We start from the raw sequence: 16,369 nt of genomic DNA, 5'->3' as shown, positions 1-16,369 counted from the left end.
GCCGGGCTGGTCAGGCCCCGGCATAGCGAAGACAAGGTCGTGCGTTAAGAAAAGCGCATCCTGACGAAGACGTTGCTATTTGATCGAAAGGCCGGGAGGCGCGCAGTGAAGAAAATCGAAGCCATCATCAAGCCGTTCAAGCTCGACGAGGTGAAGGAAGCGCTTCAGGAAGTCGGCCTTCAGGGCATCACCGTGACCGAGGCCAAGGGATTTGGCCGTCAGAAGGGCCACGCCGAGCTGTACCGCGGCGCAGAATACATCGTCGACTTCCTGCCCAAGGTGAAGATCGAGATCGTGATCGGCGACGATTTGGTCGAGCGTGCGATCGACGCGATCCGCCGCGCCGCGCAAACGGGGCGCATCGGCGACGGCAAGATTTTCGTCTCCAACATCGAAGAGGCGATCCGCATCCGAACCGGCGAATCCGGGCTGGACGCTATCTGAGCCGGGTGCTATCCCGAATTTTGCGACACTCTGAAAGAAAAAAGGCTGCTTCGGCGGCCTGATTTCGTTTGTGCGGTTGCGCCAACTCGCCGAAAGCGAGAACGAATCTGCTCATCTGGAAACCGACCCGCAGAGCCAAAAGGGGTATGCATGAAGACCGCCAAAGACGTCCTGAAATCGATCAAGGACAACGACGTTAAGTACGTCGACCTGCGCTTCACCGATCCGCGCGGCAAGTGGCAACACGTGACGTTCGACGTCAGCATGATCGACGAGGACATTTTCGCCGAAGGAACCATGTTCGACGGCTCCTCGATCGCCGGCTGGAAGGCGATCAACGAGTCCGACATGTGCCTGATGCCCGATCCGGTGACCGCGACGATCGATCCGTTCTTTGCCGAAACCACCATGGTCATCACCTGCGACGTGCTCGAGCCGACCACCGGCGAACCTTACAACCGCGACCCTCGCGGCATCGCCAAAAAGGCCGAGGCCATGGTGAAGTCGATGGGCGTAGGCGACAGCGTGTTCGTCGGCCCCGAAGCCGAGTTCTTCGTGTTCGACGACGTCCGTTTCTCCTCCGGCCCCTACAACACCGGATTCCGCGTCGATTCCTCCGAGCTGCCGACCAACTCCGACACCGAATATGAAGGCGGCAATCTCGGCCACCGTATCCGCACCAAGGGCGGCTACTTCCCCGTCCCGCCGCAGGACTCGGTGCAGGACATGCGCTCCGAGATGCTCGGCGCCATGGCCAAGATGGGCGTCAAGGTCGAGAAGCATCACCACGAGGTTGCTTCCGCCCAGCACGAGCTCGGCATGAAGTTCGACACGCTGACGCTGATGGCCGACCACATGCAGATCTACAAATACTGCATCCATCAGGTCGCGCACATCTACGGCAAGACCGCCACCTTCATGCCGAAGCCCGTCTACGGGGACAACGGCTCGGGCATGCATGTGCACCAGTCGATCTGGAAGGACGGCAAGCCGGTGTTCGCCGGCAACAAGTACGCCGACCTTTCGGAGACCTGCCTCCATTACATCGGCGGCATCATCAAGCACGCCAAGGCGATCAACGCCTTCACCAACCCCTCGACCAACTCCTACAAGCGTCTGGTCCCGGGCTATGAGGCCCCCGTGCTGCTCGCCTACTCCGCGCGCAACCGCTCGGCCTCCTGCCGCATCCCCTACACCGCTTCGCCGAAGGCCAAGCGCGTCGAGGTGCGCTTCCCCGATCCGCTCGCCAATCCCTATCTCGGCTTCGCCGCGATGCTGATGGCGGGCCTCGACGGCATCAAGAACAAGATCGATCCGGGTCCGGCGATGGACAAAGACCTCTACGATCTGCCGAAGGAAGAGCTGAAGCAGATCCCGACGGTCTGCGGTAGCTTGCGCGAGGCGCTCGAAAATCTCGACAAGGACCGCGGCTTCCTCAAGGCCGGCGGCGTGTTCGACGATGACTTCATCGATGCTTACATCGAGCTGAAGATGACCGAAGTCGCCCGCTTCGAAATGACCCCGCACCCGGTCGAGTTCGACATGTACTATTCGGGCTGAGGGGCTCGAACTTTCGCAACAGGCAAAAGGCGCTCCGGGAGGGGCGCCTTTTCGTTTTAGCCGGCAAGACCCTCCGACTATTGTTGCTCCCGCCGCGAAATCAAATGATCGAGCAAGCCCGTCGGGAGCGGAAAATACCACGGTCGAGGACCGCTCGCCCGCGATGTCGTGCAGAGCCGCGAAGTAACGCAGCTGCATCGCCTGCGGCTCCTGCGCGAGGATCCGGCCCGCCTCGACCAGCTTTTCGGCTGCCTGCTGCTCGCCCATGGCGTTGATGACCTTGGCACGCCGCAACCGCTCCGCCTCCGCCTGCTTCGCGATCGCGCGCACCATGGTTTCGTTGATGTCGACATCCTTGATCTCGATGCCCGTGACCTTGATCCCCCAGACGTCGGTCTGCTTGTCGAGAATCTCCTGGATGTCGGCGTTCAGCTTGTCGCGTTCGGCCAGCATCTCGTCGAGATCGTGCTTGCCGAGCACCGAGCGCAGCGTGGTCTGGGCGAGCTGGCTGGTCGCGGCCATGTAGTCGCCGACCTTGATGATGGCGCGTTCCGGATCGACGATGCGGAAGTAGAGAACGGCATTGACCTTGACCGAGACGTTGTCGCGCGAAATCACGTCCTGGGGCGGCACAACCTGCACCATCACCCTGAGATCGACCTTGACGAGTTGCTGCGCGATCGGAATGAGGATGACGAGGCCAGGCCCCTTCACCCCGGTGAAGCGGCCGAGCGTGAAGATGACGCCGCGCTCGTATTCCCTGAGGATGCGAATGGCCTGGGTGAGAAACATGACGACGAGCAACGCAAGCACCGCATAGATCGAATACTCAATCATCGGAGTTCACCTCCCTTGCCGCTGGCTGGGCCGGGACGCCGGACCACCAGCGTCAAATCGACGATGTTGGCGACCTCGACCCGCTCGCCGGGCCTGAAGGCGCCGGCGCCACGCGCCTGCCAGCGTTCGCCATGCGTAAAGACGTGGCCCTCGGTCTCATTCCAGTCGAGGACCTCGGCGGTCAGGCCGCGCATGGCCTGCGCTCCGACCCGTGCCGGGGCGTTGCGGGCGCGCCGAAGCGCGCCGAGCACGACCAGAACAAAGCCGGTGAACATCGCCGCGACGACGGCAATGACCGACCATGACAGCTGGTAGCCAGGCGCCTCGACCCGGACCAGCATGAGCGCTCCCAGCACGAAGGCGACGACACCGCCAAGTCCGATCACCACGGTCGGATTGAACGCCTCGACAGCCAGCAACGCGATCCCGACCAGCATCAAGCCGAGGCCGGCGTAATTGATCGGCAGGAGGTTGAGGGCATAGAGGCCGAGCAACAGGCAGATCGTCCCGATCACGCCGGGTGCAACTGCACCGGGCGACACGAACTCGAAGATCAGGCCGTAGATGCCGACCATCAGGAGAATGAAGGCGACATTGGGATCGGTGATGACCGCCAGTAATCGGGAGATCCATCCCGGATCGACGGCTTGGATGGCGACGTCGTTCGTCGCAAGCCGCAGCGTCTTGCCGCCGGCGACCTCGACCACGCGACCATCGATCTGCCTGAGCAATTCGGCCGGATCGCGCGCGACGAGATCGATGACCTTTTCCTGCAAGGCGCCATTGGCCGAGAGCGTGGCGGCTTCGCGGACGGCCTGCTCGGCCCAGTCGGCGTTGCGATTGCGCAACTCGGCCAGGCTGCGGATGAAGGCGACGGCATCGTTCGTCACCTTTGCCGTCATCGCGTCTTTCGGCTCAGCCGTCTTGTCCTTGCCGTCCTTGTCGGGTGTGCCGCTCGGCAGGCCCGGCAGCGAACCGCCAATCTGCACCGGCGTCGCGGCCCCGATGTTGGTACCGGGGGACATCGCCGCGATATGGGTTGCGTAAAGAATATAGGTCCCCGCGCTCGCCGCATGAGCGCCCGAGGGCGCGACGTACCCGATGACAGGAACGGACGAGCCAAGCACGTCTGCGATGATCTCGCGCATGCTCGAGTTGAGACCGCCGGGCGTGTTCATTTCCAGAATCACGACCTCGGCGTGCCGCACGGCTGCAATGGCCAAGGCCTCCTTCACGTAGCTCGCCGACGCCGGTCCGATGGCTCCGTCGATCGTGACGGTGAGTGCAAGACGGCCGGTTCTCCTCCGCCGCACCGGGCAGGAGGCAGAGAGCAAGAGCGACGATGTCGATCGCCGCGATGAGGGCCGCCTTCATGATCCACACGGCAAGGGCTCCCTTGCCACACATATGGTGGTCGGTTCAGGAAGCTCAATGCAGCGCGGCCACCATTGCGATTGTGCAACGCAATGGATGGAATCGAAGCGTATCGGTCGCGCGCCATCAGCAATGCCGTCGCACCGCGACCGTCGATTTTCGTTCTGCGTCTGACTCCACTTCGTTCTCAGAGAACGAATCGGAATCGCAAAAGTCGCGCGCACCAATTCTTGCCGATTGGTTTATGCCGCCCGAGATATTGCGAGCGCAGCGAAGCAATGACGATGCGGCGAGAGCGCGGCCAGAGGGTTCTCGCCGAACGCTCGGCCTACGCCGCAGCCCTCTGCTTCGCCACCATCGCTTCGCCGAAGGCCTCGAACAGCTTGCGATTGATTGGATTGCGCTGGGGATCGTATTCGGCGTGCCATTGCACGCCGAGCGCGAAGCTCGAGGCTTCCGCGATGCGGATGGCTTCGATGGTGCCGTCCTCGGCGACGCCTTCGATCAACACGCGCTTGCCGGGATCGAGGATGCCCTGCCCGTGCAGCGAATTGACCCGGATCTTCTCGCAACCGAGCAGCTTTGCGAAGGCGCCGCCCGGCGTCAGGTCGACATCGTGACGGTCGGCGAACACCACGGTCGGATCGGGATGGATCTCGCCATTCTCGAGTCGGGGCATGCGGTGGTTCATGCGGCCGGGAATCTCGCGGATCTCGGGATGCAGCGAGCCGCCGAAGGCGACGTTCATCTCCTGCAGGCCCCGGCAGATGCCGAACAGCGGGATACCACGCGAGACGCAGGCGACCGAGAGCGCCAGCGCGACCTCATCGCGGTGAATGTCGTAGGGCTCGTGCTTCTCGCAGGGGTCCATGTTGAAGCGGGTCGGATGGACGTTGGCGCGGGCGCCGGTCAGAACGATGCCGTCGACGGTATCGAGCAGTGCGCCGATATCGGTGATGTCAGGGGAGCCCGCGAACATCACCGGCAAGCCGCCGGAGACCTCGGCCACGGCGCGCAAATTGCGTTCGCCGACCATTTGCACCTGAAATCGATTTTCGACGCGATGGGCGTTCCCGATCACGCCGACGACCGGCTTTCTCATCTCCCGTTCCGACCTCCCCGCCGAAGAAGATTCTCCAAACATGCCCCCCGCATGGAACAAATTCAACAGAGCGGATCGCGGGACGGCAATGCTATTTTCGCGCAAATGCCCCTCTCCCGGCCCCCCACGGCCCGCGGCGTTGAGTTTTGGCCCTCGCGGACTGTCCAAGCCGGGGTGCACGGCCAGGCTTGATCACGGCTCAGATTTCGCGAAAGAGTGCTTCCCGCGCGCTTCGCAGAGGACACGACGTGACCGCCTCCAGAGATGAACAGGCCAGAACCCGCTCTGATCTCGCCTGGGCCATTGCCGTCGGCGGCATCGCCGTGGTGCTGTTCACGGCGGCGCTGCTCTTCACTTGGTACTTTGCCGCCACCCTGCTGCTGATTTTCGCCGGCATGCTGCTCGGCGTCGGGCTCAACGCACTCACCAACGCGCTCGGCCGCCGTGTCCGGCTGCCGCATGCCGTGCGGCTCGCGATCGTCTGCGTCGCGCTGGCCGCCATGCTGTCCGGTGTGGCCTATCTCGGCGGTGCAACCATCGCCGAGCAGTCATCCCTGCTGAGCAACACCATCAAGTCGCAGATCGGCAATGCGAAGTCCTTCCTGGACAATCACGGAATCGACACCAGCTTCTTCGAGTTCGGCAACGGTGCATCCGACACCGCGGCCAGTACGCCGGACTCCACCCCTTCGCCGGCAGCGCCCTCGCGCGGCCCGTTATCCGGCGCCGGCGCGCTGGCCTCCAGCGGAGGAGCGATCGTGAGCCAGACTTTCAAGCTGCTGCTCGGCACCATCCACGGTGTTGGAAACATCTTCATCGTGCTGTTTCTGGGCCTGGCCTTCGCCGCGCAGCCCGGCGTCTATCACGATGGCCTGCTGTTTCTCGCCCCGGCCAGGCACCGCATGCGCGCGACCCTGATCATCGACCACATCGGCGAGACGCTGGAGCGCTGGCTGATCGCGCAGATCATCGTGATGCTCGCAGTCGGCGCGGTGACCTGGATCGGGCTTGCCCTCATCGGCATCCCCGGCTCGTTCATCCTGGGAATTCAGGCCGGCCTGCTCGCCTTCGTCCCGACCGTCGGCGCCATCATCGCGGGCGTCGTGGTGGTGCTGGCGAGCCTCGCCTCGGGTTGGATCCCCGCGTTATCGGCGTCGATCCTGTTCCTCGGCGTGCACGCGATGGAGAGCTACGTGCTGACGCCGATCCTCCAGCGCCAGGCGCTGGACATCCCGCCGGCCACGCTGTTCGCGTTCCAGATCCTGCTCGGCGTCGTCTTTGGAATCTGGGGCCTCGCGCTGGCGCTGCCACTGGTCGCCATCGCCAAGGTCGTGATCGACCATTTCAAGACGTATGAGGCGCCGCCCCTTGCGGAGGCGGCGTAGAGCACGATCCGGAAAAGTGTGCAGCGGTTGTCGGAAAAGATAATGCTGCCAAAATGAAGCGCCTCAGGTCGTCAGCACGGTCTCGGTGTGCTCGACCTCCGGAGGTGAAGCGAAATACTGGCCGACGAGGCCGCGCCATTCGGTGAAATTCTCGGAGCCGCGGAAGTCGACGGTGTGGTTCTCCAGCGTCGCCCACTTCACCATCAGCCGGTAGCGCTGCGGCTTCTCGATCGATTTGTGCAGTTCGAAACCGTGAAAACCCTTGGAGCGGCCAAAGGCGGCCTTGGCCTTGGCGACAGCGGCCTCAAAATCCTTCTCGCTGCCCGGCTTGACGTCGATTTGCGCGATCTCGGTGATCATTGGTTTCCACCCCGTTGTTTGGTGACTGGTGTCTAACGCACCCGCGACCAAAGAAAAAGGCGCCGAAATGGCGCCCTGCCCCACCGAAAATACGCCGCTCCTCAGGCAAACAGCAGCACGGTTCCGGCAACGACGAGCACACAACCAAGAAACAGCCCGATCGGCCAATAGCCGCGGGTCTGCGCGTAGCGTCCTTGGGCGCGCCGTTCGGCGATCAAGGCGCTCTCGTATTCGTCCGCGGTCGAGAACAGACAGGCAAAGCCGCCGCGTGCCGAGCTTGCGGCGGCTTCGAGCGACATCAGGGCAGCTTGCGGGTTCTGTCGACGGATCGATTCCATGACCGCAATGGTAGGAACCGAATGGTAAACGGAGGATTACCCGCACGCCTTAACCACGTCAGGCCGTCGCCGGCTGCATCTTTGGGACACTGGTCCGCGCCGCGCTCTGGCGGCGCCAGTTTTCCAGCGACAGCGGCAGCTCCTCAGCCGCCTCGACGCGGTTACGGCCGCCGCGCTTGGCCTGGTAGAGCGCGGTGTCGGCCGAAGCCAACAGCACCTCGAGCTCGGTCCCGGCGGGACCGCCCGCGACACCAATGCTGACGGTCGTATCGACCGCGCGCTCGTCGACCACGATGCCCGACGTCTCGAACGCCTCGCGCACACGCTCGGCGACCAGGACACCCTCCTCCAGCGCGCAAGGCAGCAGCGCGGCGAATTCCTCGCCGCCGATGCGGCCCGACAGGTCCGAGATGCGCAGATTGTTGACGACCACGGCGGAGAACAGTTTCAGCATCTCGTCGCCGGCGGGATGGCCGAAGCGGTCATTGATCGACTTGAAATGGTCGATGTCGAAGATCATCACCGTCACCGGGCGGCCGCCCTTGGCCTCGCGCTCGATCATGCGCCCACAGGCTTCCGAGAAGCCGCGACGGTTGAGCATGCCGGTCAGCGGATCGGTCGACGCGGCGGTGCGGTGCGCGGTGACGGTGCGCTCGGACACCAGCATGAAGATCACGAACACGGTGCCGACGGCATAGAGCACGAGCTCGACCGCGAACACGGTGACCCAGATGCTGCCGGAGAAACCCGCGTCGTTCGGGCGCAGCAAGCCGCCGAGCAGGATCGGCAGCATCAGCACGCAGCCATGCATCACCGGCACGACGAAAGCCGGCCAGCGCCGTTGCAGGCTCTTGCGCCGTTCGACCCAGAGCTCGCTCGCGGTCAGCGCCGCATAGACCGAGACGATGCCGGCACCGATCGACATGCGCAGCATCGATGCGGCGGGATCGAGCAACGTCACGGCCGCGACCCAGGCAAGCGCGCCGAGCACGAGACCCGGCCAGTTCGGCTTGCGGCCGTGGAAGACGCGCGCCGCATTCCAAACCATGCCGCAGGCGACGAAGCCGACGGCGTTCAGCGCGAGATAGAGATGCGGGCCGAGCTTGTCGCCGGCCGCCGTCCACAGCGCCACCGAGGCCGCGCCGAGCAGATAGGCGGTGCCCCACCATTTCAGCGCGGGGCTGTTCTCTTGTCTGCCGAAAAACACCATCATGGCGCCGAGCAACGCGGCGATCATCGTGGCGACCAAATACAGCGTGATGCTATCGAGCGACATCATGTCGGCCCCCTGTTGAACATAGCAGTTACGCGATCGGCAAATCCGATTTGCGCGCCCTTCCAGATGCGACGCTATGTCCCGCGAGTTCCATTCAGGTTTTCACGCGAGGCCAAGTTTTCGGGAAACACGTCATCAATTTGCGTACAAACGAACAACAAAAAAGGCGCTGAAATCAGCGCCTTTTTGCATCTCATTGAAGCCGCTTTCGCGGCGAATGTGACCGAAGCGATTAACGCTTCGAGAACTGGAAGGACCGGCGGGCCTTGGCCTTGCCGTACTTCTTGCGCTCGACCACGCGGGAGTCGCGGGTGAGGAAGCCGCCCTTCTTGAGCACGCTGCGCAGCTCGGGCTCGAAATAGGTGAGAGCCTTGGAGATGCCATGGCGCACGGCACCCGCCTGACCGGACAGACCGCCGCCCGCGACGGTGCAGATCACATCATACTGGCCGGAACGCGCGGCCACGGAGAACGGCTGCTCGATCATCATGCGCAGCACGGGACGAGCAAAATAGACCTCGACCTCGCGCGAATTGACGGTGACCTTGCCGGCGCCGGGCTTGATCCAAACGCGGGCGACCGCGTCCTTGCGCTTGCCGGTGGCGTAGGCGCGGTTGAACTTGTCGACCTTCTTCTCGTGCTTGGGCGCGTCGGGCGCCGCGGCGGTCTTGAGCTGCGAGAGCTGATCGAGCGACTGAATGGATTCGGCCATGATTATGCGGCCCTCGTGTTCTTGCGGTTCAACTTGGCGATATCGATCTTCTCGGGCGTCTGGGCCTCGTGCGGATGATCGGCACCGCCGTAAACACGAAGGTTGCCCATCTGGACGCGGCCGAGCGGACCACGCGGGATCATGCGCTCGACGGCCTTCTCGAGCACGCGCTCGGGATGCTTCCCTTCAAGGATCTGGCGCGCGGTGCGCTCCTTGACGTGGCCGACATAGCCGGTGTGCTTGTAGTAGGTCTTCTGCTCGCGCTTGCGACCGGTGAGGACCGCATGCTGCGCATTGATGATGATGACGTTGTCACCACAATCAACGTGAGGGGTGTAGGTCGGGAGGTGTTTGCCGCGCAGGCGCATGGCAACGATGGTGGCGAGGCGGCCGACGACCAGACCCTTGGCGTCGATCAGCACCCACTTCTTCGTCACCTCAGCCGGCTTTGCCGAAAAGGTTTTCATGTCAGAGTTTCCGTGGACGGTGAGCATCGGCGCGAACACCGCACCGGACTGGGCTGGTTTCTAGAGCAGAGACGCGCGACGGTCAACGCCCAGCAGCCGGAATTACCTTAACGATTTCAATAACTTAAAAATATGGTGTGATATTACCTTCAAAAAGATCAAACATTTGGAATGGAATAGGTCGAGGTGACGTGGGCGATCGGATCGGGCGACGTGCCGGACAGCAGGTTGACCTCCCCGACCGCGAGACGCTTGCCGAGCTTGAGCAGCCGCGCCTCCGCCAGCACGTCCTGCCCGGGCTGACCCTTGCGCAGGAAATTGATGTTGAGATTGGTGGTCACCGCGAGCCCGATCGGGCCGATGGCTGACAGGAGAACCACGTACATGGCGAAATCGGCCAACGCCATCAGCGTCGGGCCGGAGACGGTTCCACCCGGCCGCAGCATCCGTTCGCTGAAGCGCTGGCGCAAAAGACAGGTCTGGCCGTCGGCGCTCTCGATCGTGATGTCGTCGCCGCCGAAGGCCTGGGGAAACTCGTCACGGAGAAACCGCTCGACCTCCGCCACGCTCATTTTCGCTGCCGCCATGCTGTTCCCCACCCTCGCTTCGCGTCGCCTGCTGCATTAGGTTATCTGCATCATCTCACTGTAATAATCCAACCGGAAACGCCGCAATGTCAGCCCAGGCCGCCCGCGCCCCCTCGCCGCATCAGCCAATTCTGCTGCGCGACATGGTCGGCTCCATCGCGGTGCTGACCCTCAACCGGCCGGCCGCGCGCAACAGCCTGTCGACCGCGATGATCGCCAGCCTGCATGCCGAGCTCGATGCGATCCGCGACGACAGGGCCGTCCGCGGCGTCGTGCTTGCGGCCAACGGCCCCGCCTTCTCAGCCGGTCACGACATCAAGGAGCTGACCGCGCGCCGAGCCGATCCCGATCGCGGCCGCGCCTTTTTCGCGGAAACCATGAACGCCTGCAGCGCGATGATGCAGGCTATCGTGCATCTGTCCAAGCCGGTGGTCGCCTCCGTCCAGGGCATCGCGACCGCGGCCGGCTGCCAGCTCGTGGCCAGCTGCGATCTCGCGATCGCCTCCGAAACCGCAAGCTTTGCCACGCCCGGCGTCGACATCGGCCTGTTCTGCTCGACGCCGATGGTGGCATTGTCGCGCAACGTGCCGCGCAAGCAGGCGATGGAGATGCTGCTGACGGGCGAGGCGGTCCCGGCCGCGCGCGCGCGCGAGATCGGCCTCGTCAATCGCGTCGTCGCTGCGGGCACCGAGCGCGACGCGGCGATTGCGCTGGCGCAGCAGGTCGCGCTGAAATCCGCCTACACCATCAAGCTTGGCAAGGAAGCGTTCTACCGCCAGGCCGAGATGAGCCTTGCGGATGCCTATCGCTATGCGGCAGCGGTGATGACCGAGAACATGATGGCCCGCGACGCCGAAGAAGGCATCGGCGCTTTCATCGAGAAGCGCACGCCGACATGGCGGGATGAGTGACGAGAAGAAAAGACGAGTGATGAACCACGACTCCTATCCCGACAACTACATCCGCAGCATCCTCAACAGCGTGAAGTCGATCGCGATGGTCGGCGCCTCACCGGTCAACGTGCGACCGAGCTATTTCGCATTCAAGTATCTGGCGCAGCGCGGCTACGACATGATTCCCGTCAACCCCGGCCATGTCGGCAAGGATCTGCTCGGCAAGCCGTTCGTCGCCACGCTGCGCGACATCGGCCGTCCCTTCGACATGATCGATATCTTCCGCAATTCCAGCCACATCATGCCGGTTGTCGAAGAGGCCCTCACGCTCGATCCGCTGCCCAAGGTGATCTGGATGCAGCTTGGCGCACGTGACGATGCGGCGGCGGAAAAGGCCGAGGCCGCGGGCATCAAGGTCGTGATGAATCGCTGCCCAAAGATCGAATATGGCCGGCTGTCGTCGGAGATTTCCTGGATGGGCGTCAATTCGCGCACGCTGAGCTCCAAGCGCGCACCAGCGCCGACGCAAGGCATGCGCCTGTCCCTCAATCGAATGAGCGTCGGCGGCGGCGACACTGCGGCTTCGGATCGCGCGGCCAAAAACAAGAGCGAGCAAAGCTGACGCAATCGCGAAGGATTCGTTTTGCGAACGCGTCAATGCGTAGCACGATCGTTGCAATGTGAAGCCGCGGCTTGACGCCGGGCGCGGCGCCGATCAGCATGCCGGGCGATTTCAGATCACAAGAACAGGACGCCCTCAATGAGCGATCGCCTTCCGGGATTTTCGACCCTCGCCGTGCATGCCGGTGCACAGCCCGATCCGACCACCGGTGCGCGCGCGACTCCGATCTATCAAACGACGTCGTTCGTCTTCAACGACGCCGACCACGCCGCCTCGCTGTTCGGCCTGCAGGCGTTCGGCAACATCTATACCCGCATCGGCAACCCGACGAATGCCGTGCTGGAAGAGCGCGTTGCTGCGCTCGAGGGCGGTACCGCCGCGCTTGCCGTGGCCTCGGGCCATGCCGCGCAGGTCGTGGTGTTGCAGCAATTGCTCCAGCCCGGCGACGAATTCATCGCCGCGCGAAAACTTTATGGCGGTTCGATCAACCAGTTCACGCATGCCTTCAAGAGCTTTGGCTGGAACGTCGTGTGGGCCGATCCCGATGATATCGCAAGCTTCGAGCGCGCGGTGACGCCGCGCACGAAAGCGATCTTCATCGAGTCCATCGCCAATCCCGCCGGCAGCATCACCGATATCGAGGCGATCTCGACGGTCGCACGCAAAGCGGGCGTGCCGCTGATCGTCGACAACACGCTGGCCTCGCCGTATCTGATCCGGCCGATCGACCACGGCGCCGACATTGTCGTGCACTCGCTGACCAAGTTCTTGGGCGGCCACGGCAATTCGCTCGGCGGCATCATCGTCGATGCCGGCACGTTCGATTGGTCGAGCGGCGGTAAATATCCGATGCTGTCGGAGCCGCGACCGGAATATCATGGCATCCGCCTGCAGGAGACATTTGGCAATTTCGCGTTCGCCATCGCCTGCCGCGTGCTGGGCCTGCGCGACCTCGGACCCGCGCTGTCGCCATTCAACGCGTTCATGATCCTCACCGGCATCGAGACGCTGCCGCTGCGGATGCAGAAGCACTGCGACAACGCCAAGGCGGTTGCCGAATTCCTCGCCGGCCATCCGGCGGTGGCCTCGGTGAACTATGCGGGCTTGGCAAGCGACAAGTACAACCAGCTCGCGCGCAAATACGCGCCGAAGGGTGCGGGCGCCGTGTTCACCTTCAGCCTGAAGGGCGGCTACGACGCCGGCGTCAGCCTGGTGTCGAAACTGCAGCTGTTCTCGCACCTGGCCAATGTCGGCGACACCCGCTCCCTGGTGATCCACCCGGCCTCGACCACCCATAGCCAGCTCGACGACGCCGCCAAGACCAAGTCCGGAGCGGGCCCCGACGTGGTCCGGCTCTCGATCGGCATCGAGGACAAGGAAGACCTGATCGCCGATCTGGAGCAGGCGCTCGGAGCTTGACTGCCCCGTTCCGGGGCGGTGCTCAAAACCGCCCCGGAACGACGGCCTCGTTAACAGTCATTAACCACACCTGCCCCATACATCGTCCTTGGATCGCCCCCTTGATTCGGAGCCGACGATGCTGCGCTGGACGGTGCCTGCCCTGGCAGTGATGCTGACGGTTTCAGTTGCAGATGCCGCCGACTTGTCGGCCCATCCGAAGCGGCGCGTCGCCGCGCCGCAGGAACCGCCGAAGGTCTACGTCGAGACCGATCCGGATGCGCTGATCTCGCCGGCCTATGGCATCGGCAGCTACATCCGCAATCTGCCAGGCACGCCGCTGTTGCCGGGCTCCCATACGCTGCCGGGCTATTACGGCCGCCCGTGGGACTACGACTATCAGGGTTCGTATTACGGCGGGAAGCAGGTCGATTATTTCTGGCGCCTGCCCTACGCGTGCGGCATCTACGGCTATTGCTGATGAGCCGGGCTGATAGTGATCAGCCGGGCTGATGGTGATCAGCCGGGCTGATGGTGATCAGCCGGGCTGACCGAGCGGAACCGCACGCGGCTGCTCTTGCGCGCTCTGCCGCGACGCCAGCCGCTCCGCCTGCATCACCGCCAACGTCAACACGACGATCGCAACGGCCTGGTGCGACAGCGCGATGTCGATCGGCACCTGATTGAGCAGCGTGAGGATACCGAGCACCGCCTGCACGCTGACGGCTGCGAACAACCAGAGCGCGCCGCTTGCCGCTGAACCCGCACGTGAACGCACCGCGTCGAATGCGTGCAGCGCCGCCAGTGTGAACAGCAGGTAGGCCGTCATGCGGTGCTCGAACTGCACCGTCAGCACATTGTCGAACATGTTGCGCCACCACGGCGTCTCGAACCACAGCCGTTCCGTCGATGGAATGAACGCGCCGTCGATCAGCGGCCAGGTGTTGTAGGCGCGCCCTGCGCGCAAGCCCGCGACCAGCGCGCCGAAATAGATCTGGATGAAGGTCACGATCACCAGCACCGCGCCCGTGAACCGCAACCGCGCCGGGACCGAAATCTGCGGCCGATCGGCAAGCCGCCGCACGGTCCAGACGATGCCGGCAAAGATCAGCAGCGCCAGCACCAGATGGGTCGCCAGGCGATATTGCGACACCTCGACCCGCTCGGAGAGGCCAGACGCCACCATCCACCAGCCGACCGCCCCCTGGAGACCGCCGAGCGCGAACAGCAGCCACAGCCGCCGCTTCAACTCACCGGAGAGACCGCCGCCCCACAGGAAGAACAGGAACGGCAGCAGAAAAGCGACGCCGATGAAGCGGCCGAGCAATCGGTGGCTCCATTCCCACCAGAATATCTGCTTGAACTCGGACAGGCTCATGCCGGCATTGAGTTCGCGATATTGGGGAATCTTCTTGTAGGCCTCGAAGGCGTCGGTCCACTGCGCCTCGGACAGTGGTGGAACACTGCCGGTGACCGGCTTCCACTCGACGATCGACAGGCCGGATTCCGTCAGCCGCGTCGCGCCGCCGACCAGCACCATCAGCGCGATCAAGGCGGCCACCGAGATCAGCCACCAGCGCACGGCGCGATGCGGATGGGTCGGGGCGGAAACCATTGTCATTTCAGGGGTGAAACCAAGCCTTGAACCGAAGAGACTTGAACCGGACTGCGTGCCCCTTATAGTCCCCCGCGCCCGCAGCGCAAGTTACGCGAAAGCCGCATTTTTCCGCCATGACGATCCGCACCCGCAAGTTCCTCGGCGCCATCCTGCTCCTGGTGCTGGCCACGGTCTGGGCCCTGCTCGGCATGGCGGCAGCACAAATGCCGTGGATTGCCGAGTCCGGCTGGCGTCAGGCGATCTATTACGTGGTCGTCGGGATGGGCTGGGTGCTGCCGGCAATGCCGATCGTGAGCTGGATGCAGCGGCCCGATCGCGTCAAGTCTGGCTCGTAGCGCTGCCCGTCGGTTTCACAGGCGCAAAGGCGACGCCGGAGACCAGAACGCGCATGACCCGCAGCGAGCGCACCCGTCCGTCCCAGGAAATCCGCGGCAGCGCGCGCAGATTGGTGCGCCCTTCCGCGTCGACGATGCCAGGGATGGTCGAGACCGCGCTGGCAAAGCCCGCCTCCTCCGCCATCACGACGTGGTTGCGCCGGAACGAGGAGCGATCGCCGTACGGAAACGCCAGATGCCGGATCTCGCGGCCGAAGGATGCTTCCGCCACCGCCTTGCCCATCGTCATCTCGCGCAGCGCAGCCGCGTCTTTCATATTGGCCAGCACGGGATAGTTTACGGTCGCACTGCCGATCGTGACCGACGGATCGGCAGCTAACCTGGCCAGATCCTCCCAATCCATCGACGCCTCGCGCGAGAGCGCGGCGAGATCGATGCTGTAGCGCGCGCAGAGATCTGCGATCGCGTCCGACAAATTGGCCGGCGGCAGCGAGCGCAGCCAGCTCTCGAGATGCGAAAACAGCACCTGCTTTTCGGCATTGCTGGTGGCCGTGAAGCGCTGCTCCTGGTCGCCCATCATCAGGCTGATGCGGCTCTCGCGCGCGATCACCCGCTCGAGCCCGAGCCACCACGCTTCTCCGACACCGTCAGGAAAGGCGGTGGGAACATAGACCGTGAACGGCACTGCGTGGCGCGTCAGCACCGGATAGGCAAAGCTGATGAGGTCCTTGGGCGCGCCGTCGAAGGTGAGCGCCACGAAGCGCCGTTTCTCCGGCAGCGTCACTGCGCGCCGGCAGACCTCGTCCATGCCGAGAAAATCGCAATTCCATCGCTTCAGCGCGCGAATGGCGCGATCGAGGAATTGCGGCGTGATCTCGCTTTCGCGCCGTGGCTGGAATGCGCCGCTCCGCCGCGGCCGCACGTGCTCGAAGCGCAGGATTGCGCCTGCGCCGCGGCTGTGCAGCAAGGGCTGGCCGCTGAACCAGGCCAGTTCGAGCCGCAACCGCTCCAGCCATCTGTCGTCTGATGCCAAAACCCCACCTTCGCGTTCGCCGGCGGCC

17 protein-coding genes and 2 pseudogenes are annotated in these 16,369 nt (G+C 63.9%); 8 read left to right on the top strand and 11 right to left on the bottom strand.

Annotated features, from left to right (window positions below):
* Positions 1-105: 105 nt before the first annotated feature.
* Positions 106-444 carry a P-II family nitrogen regulator gene (locus ACVWZ4_RS27935; RefSeq protein ID WP_007603495.1) on the top strand — a complete coding sequence of 113 codons (339 nt, stop codon included), beginning with the start codon at positions 106-108 and terminating at the stop codon, positions 442-444.
* Between the two features lie 150 nt (positions 445-594).
* Positions 595-2,004 carry a type I glutamate--ammonia ligase gene (glnA, locus tag ACVWZ4_RS27930; protein ID WP_092228756.1) on the top strand — a complete coding sequence of 470 codons (1,410 nt, stop codon included), beginning with the start codon at positions 595-597 and terminating at the stop codon, positions 2,002-2,004.
* 77 nt (positions 2,005-2,081) lie between these two features.
* Here glnA and ACVWZ4_RS27925 read toward each other — a convergent pair.
* The 3 genes and pseudogenes from ACVWZ4_RS27925 to ACVWZ4_RS27915 form a co-directional block, all read right to left on the bottom strand.
* Positions 2,082-2,841, bottom strand: a pseudogene (locus ACVWZ4_RS27925) (slipin family protein).
* Positions 2,838-4,215, bottom strand: a pseudogene (locus ACVWZ4_RS27920) (NfeD family protein). Before ACVWZ4_RS27920 ends, ACVWZ4_RS27925 begins: the two co-directional pseudogenes overlap by 4 nt.
* 328 nt (positions 4,216-4,543) lie before the next feature.
* Positions 4,544-5,317, bottom strand: a complete 774-nt coding sequence (locus ACVWZ4_RS27915) for a gamma-glutamyl-gamma-aminobutyrate hydrolase family protein (RefSeq protein WP_456703854.1) — start codon at positions 5,315-5,317, stop codon at positions 4,544-4,546.
* A 248-nt stretch (positions 5,318-5,565) separates the two neighbouring features.
* Here ACVWZ4_RS27915 and ACVWZ4_RS27910 point away from each other — a divergent pair, with 248 nt between their 5' ends.
* Positions 5,566-6,702, top strand: a complete 1,137-nt coding sequence (locus ACVWZ4_RS27910) for an AI-2E family transporter (protein WP_456703855.1) — start codon at positions 5,566-5,568, stop codon at positions 6,700-6,702.
* A 63-nt stretch (positions 6,703-6,765) separates the two neighbouring features.
* Here the strand turns inward: ACVWZ4_RS27910 and ACVWZ4_RS27905 are convergent, their stop codons facing one another.
* The 6 genes from ACVWZ4_RS27905 to ACVWZ4_RS27880 form a co-directional block, all read right to left on the bottom strand.
* Positions 6,766-7,062: an antibiotic biosynthesis monooxygenase family protein gene (locus ACVWZ4_RS27905; RefSeq protein ID WP_035673823.1), complete on the bottom strand. Its 297-nt coding sequence runs from the start codon at positions 7,060-7,062 to the stop codon at positions 6,766-6,768.
* 101 nt (positions 7,063-7,163) lie between these two features.
* On the bottom strand, positions 7,164-7,400 hold the full coding sequence (locus tag ACVWZ4_RS27900; protein ID WP_456703856.1) for a hypothetical protein: 237 nt from the start codon (positions 7,398-7,400) through the stop codon (positions 7,164-7,166).
* A gap of 58 nt (positions 7,401-7,458) precedes the next feature.
* Complete coding sequence (locus tag ACVWZ4_RS27895; RefSeq protein WP_456703857.1) at positions 7,459-8,679, bottom strand: diguanylate cyclase; 1,221 nt, start codon at positions 8,677-8,679, stop codon at positions 7,459-7,461.
* Positions 8,680-8,908: 229 nt separating this feature from the next.
* Positions 8,909-9,388: a 30S ribosomal protein S9 gene (gene rpsI, locus ACVWZ4_RS27890; RefSeq protein ID WP_008547917.1), complete on the bottom strand. Its 480-nt coding sequence runs from the start codon at positions 9,386-9,388 to the stop codon at positions 8,909-8,911.
* A 2-nt stretch (positions 9,389-9,390) separates the two neighbouring features.
* Positions 9,391-9,855, bottom strand: coding sequence for a 50S ribosomal protein L13 (gene rplM / locus ACVWZ4_RS27885; RefSeq protein ID WP_008137961.1), 465 nt, complete (start codon positions 9,853-9,855; stop codon positions 9,391-9,393).
* A gap of 158 nt (positions 9,856-10,013) precedes the next feature.
* Positions 10,014-10,442 (bottom strand): PaaI family thioesterase, encoded by a 429-nt coding sequence (locus ACVWZ4_RS27880; RefSeq protein ID WP_456703858.1) that lies wholly within the window; start codon positions 10,440-10,442, stop codon positions 10,014-10,016.
* 86 nt (positions 10,443-10,528) lie between these two features.
* Here ACVWZ4_RS27880 and ACVWZ4_RS27875 point away from each other — a divergent pair, with 86 nt between their 5' ends.
* From ACVWZ4_RS27875 to ACVWZ4_RS27860, 4 genes are all read left to right on the top strand, one after another.
* Entirely contained in the window at positions 10,529-11,353 is an 825-nt protein-coding gene (locus ACVWZ4_RS27875; protein WP_456741601.1) for an enoyl-CoA hydratase, read from the top strand.
* A 19-nt stretch (positions 11,354-11,372) separates the two neighbouring features.
* Positions 11,373-11,957 carry a CoA-binding protein gene (locus ACVWZ4_RS27870; protein ID WP_456741600.1) on the top strand — a complete coding sequence of 195 codons (585 nt, stop codon included), beginning with the start codon at positions 11,373-11,375 and terminating at the stop codon, positions 11,955-11,957.
* A 138-nt stretch (positions 11,958-12,095) separates the two neighbouring features.
* Positions 12,096-13,376, top strand: a complete 1,281-nt coding sequence (locus ACVWZ4_RS27865) for an O-acetylhomoserine aminocarboxypropyltransferase (protein WP_456703861.1) — start codon at positions 12,096-12,098, stop codon at positions 13,374-13,376.
* Between the two features lie 118 nt (positions 13,377-13,494).
* Positions 13,495-13,836, top strand: coding sequence for a hypothetical protein (locus ACVWZ4_RS27860; protein WP_456703862.1), 342 nt, complete (start codon positions 13,495-13,497; stop codon positions 13,834-13,836).
* Between the two features lie 57 nt (positions 13,837-13,893).
* On the opposite strand, the gene ACVWZ4_RS27855 is transcribed toward ACVWZ4_RS27860, so the two are convergent.
* The gene (locus ACVWZ4_RS27855; RefSeq protein ID WP_456741599.1) at positions 13,894-14,976 is read right to left on the bottom strand and encodes a COX15/CtaA family protein; all 1,083 of its coding nucleotides are present in this window, start codon (positions 14,974-14,976) and stop codon (positions 13,894-13,896) included.
* Positions 14,977-15,086: 110 nt separating this feature from the next.
* On the opposite strand from ACVWZ4_RS27855, the gene ACVWZ4_RS27850 reads away from it, so the two are divergent.
* A complete protein-coding gene (locus tag ACVWZ4_RS27850) occupies positions 15,087-15,308 on the top strand; it encodes a DUF2842 domain-containing protein (protein WP_018320088.1) in 222 nt (73 codons plus the stop codon).
* Here ACVWZ4_RS27850 and ACVWZ4_RS27845 read toward each other — a convergent pair.
* Positions 15,292-16,341 (bottom strand): polysaccharide deacetylase family protein, encoded by a 1,050-nt coding sequence (locus ACVWZ4_RS27845; RefSeq protein WP_456741598.1) that lies wholly within the window; start codon positions 16,339-16,341, stop codon positions 15,292-15,294. The genes ACVWZ4_RS27850 and ACVWZ4_RS27845 overlap by 17 nt on opposite strands.
* Between the last annotated feature and the right edge of the window lie 28 nt (positions 16,342-16,369).

The sequence above is a fragment of the Bradyrhizobium sp. USDA 4472 genome, assembly GCF_054058595.1.
The sequence above is the reverse complement of the archived record's forward strand: the minus strand, read 5'-3'. Positions and strand labels throughout refer to the sequence as shown.

What these genes read in the sequence shown, in the direction of transcription:
- rpsI (WP_008547917.1), bottom strand. Translation starts at nt 9,388, where the DNA reads ATGGCCGAATCCATTCAGTCGCTCGATCAGCTCTCGCAGCTCAAGACC.
- ACVWZ4_RS27860 (WP_456703862.1), top strand. Translation starts at nt 13,495, where the DNA reads ATGCTGCGCTGGACGGTGCCTGCCCTGGCAGTGATGCTGACGGTTTCA.
- ACVWZ4_RS27855 (WP_456741599.1), bottom strand. Translation starts at nt 14,976, where the DNA reads ATGACAATGGTTTCCGCCCCGACCCATCCGCATCGCGCCGTGCGCTGG.
- ACVWZ4_RS27880 (WP_456703858.1), bottom strand. Translation starts at nt 10,442, where the DNA reads ATGGCGGCAGCGAAAATGAGCGTGGCGGAGGTCGAGCGGTTTCTCCGT.
- glnA (WP_092228756.1), top strand. Translation starts at nt 595, where the DNA reads ATGAAGACCGCCAAAGACGTCCTGAAATCGATCAAGGACAACGACGTT.
- ACVWZ4_RS27915 (WP_456703854.1), bottom strand. Translation starts at nt 5,317, where the DNA reads ATGAGAAAGCCGGTCGTCGGCGTGATCGGGAACGCCCATCGCGTCGAA.
- rplM (WP_008137961.1), bottom strand. Translation starts at nt 9,855, where the DNA reads ATGAAAACCTTTTCGGCAAAGCCGGCTGAGGTGACGAAGAAGTGGGTG.
- ACVWZ4_RS27850 (WP_018320088.1), top strand. Translation starts at nt 15,087, where the DNA reads ATGACGATCCGCACCCGCAAGTTCCTCGGCGCCATCCTGCTCCTGGTG.
- ACVWZ4_RS27865 (WP_456703861.1), top strand. Translation starts at nt 12,096, where the DNA reads ATGAGCGATCGCCTTCCGGGATTTTCGACCCTCGCCGTGCATGCCGGT.
- ACVWZ4_RS27870 (WP_456741600.1), top strand. Translation starts at nt 11,373, where the DNA reads ATGAACCACGACTCCTATCCCGACAACTACATCCGCAGCATCCTCAAC.
- ACVWZ4_RS27895 (WP_456703857.1), bottom strand. Translation starts at nt 8,679, where the DNA reads ATGATGTCGCTCGATAGCATCACGCTGTATTTGGTCGCCACGATGATC.
- ACVWZ4_RS27900 (WP_456703856.1), bottom strand. Translation starts at nt 7,400, where the DNA reads ATGGAATCGATCCGTCGACAGAACCCGCAAGCTGCCCTGATGTCGCTC.
- ACVWZ4_RS27875 (WP_456741601.1), top strand. Translation starts at nt 10,529, where the DNA reads ATGTCAGCCCAGGCCGCCCGCGCCCCCTCGCCGCATCAGCCAATTCTG.
- ACVWZ4_RS27905 (WP_035673823.1), bottom strand. Translation starts at nt 7,062, where the DNA reads ATGATCACCGAGATCGCGCAAATCGACGTCAAGCCGGGCAGCGAGAAG.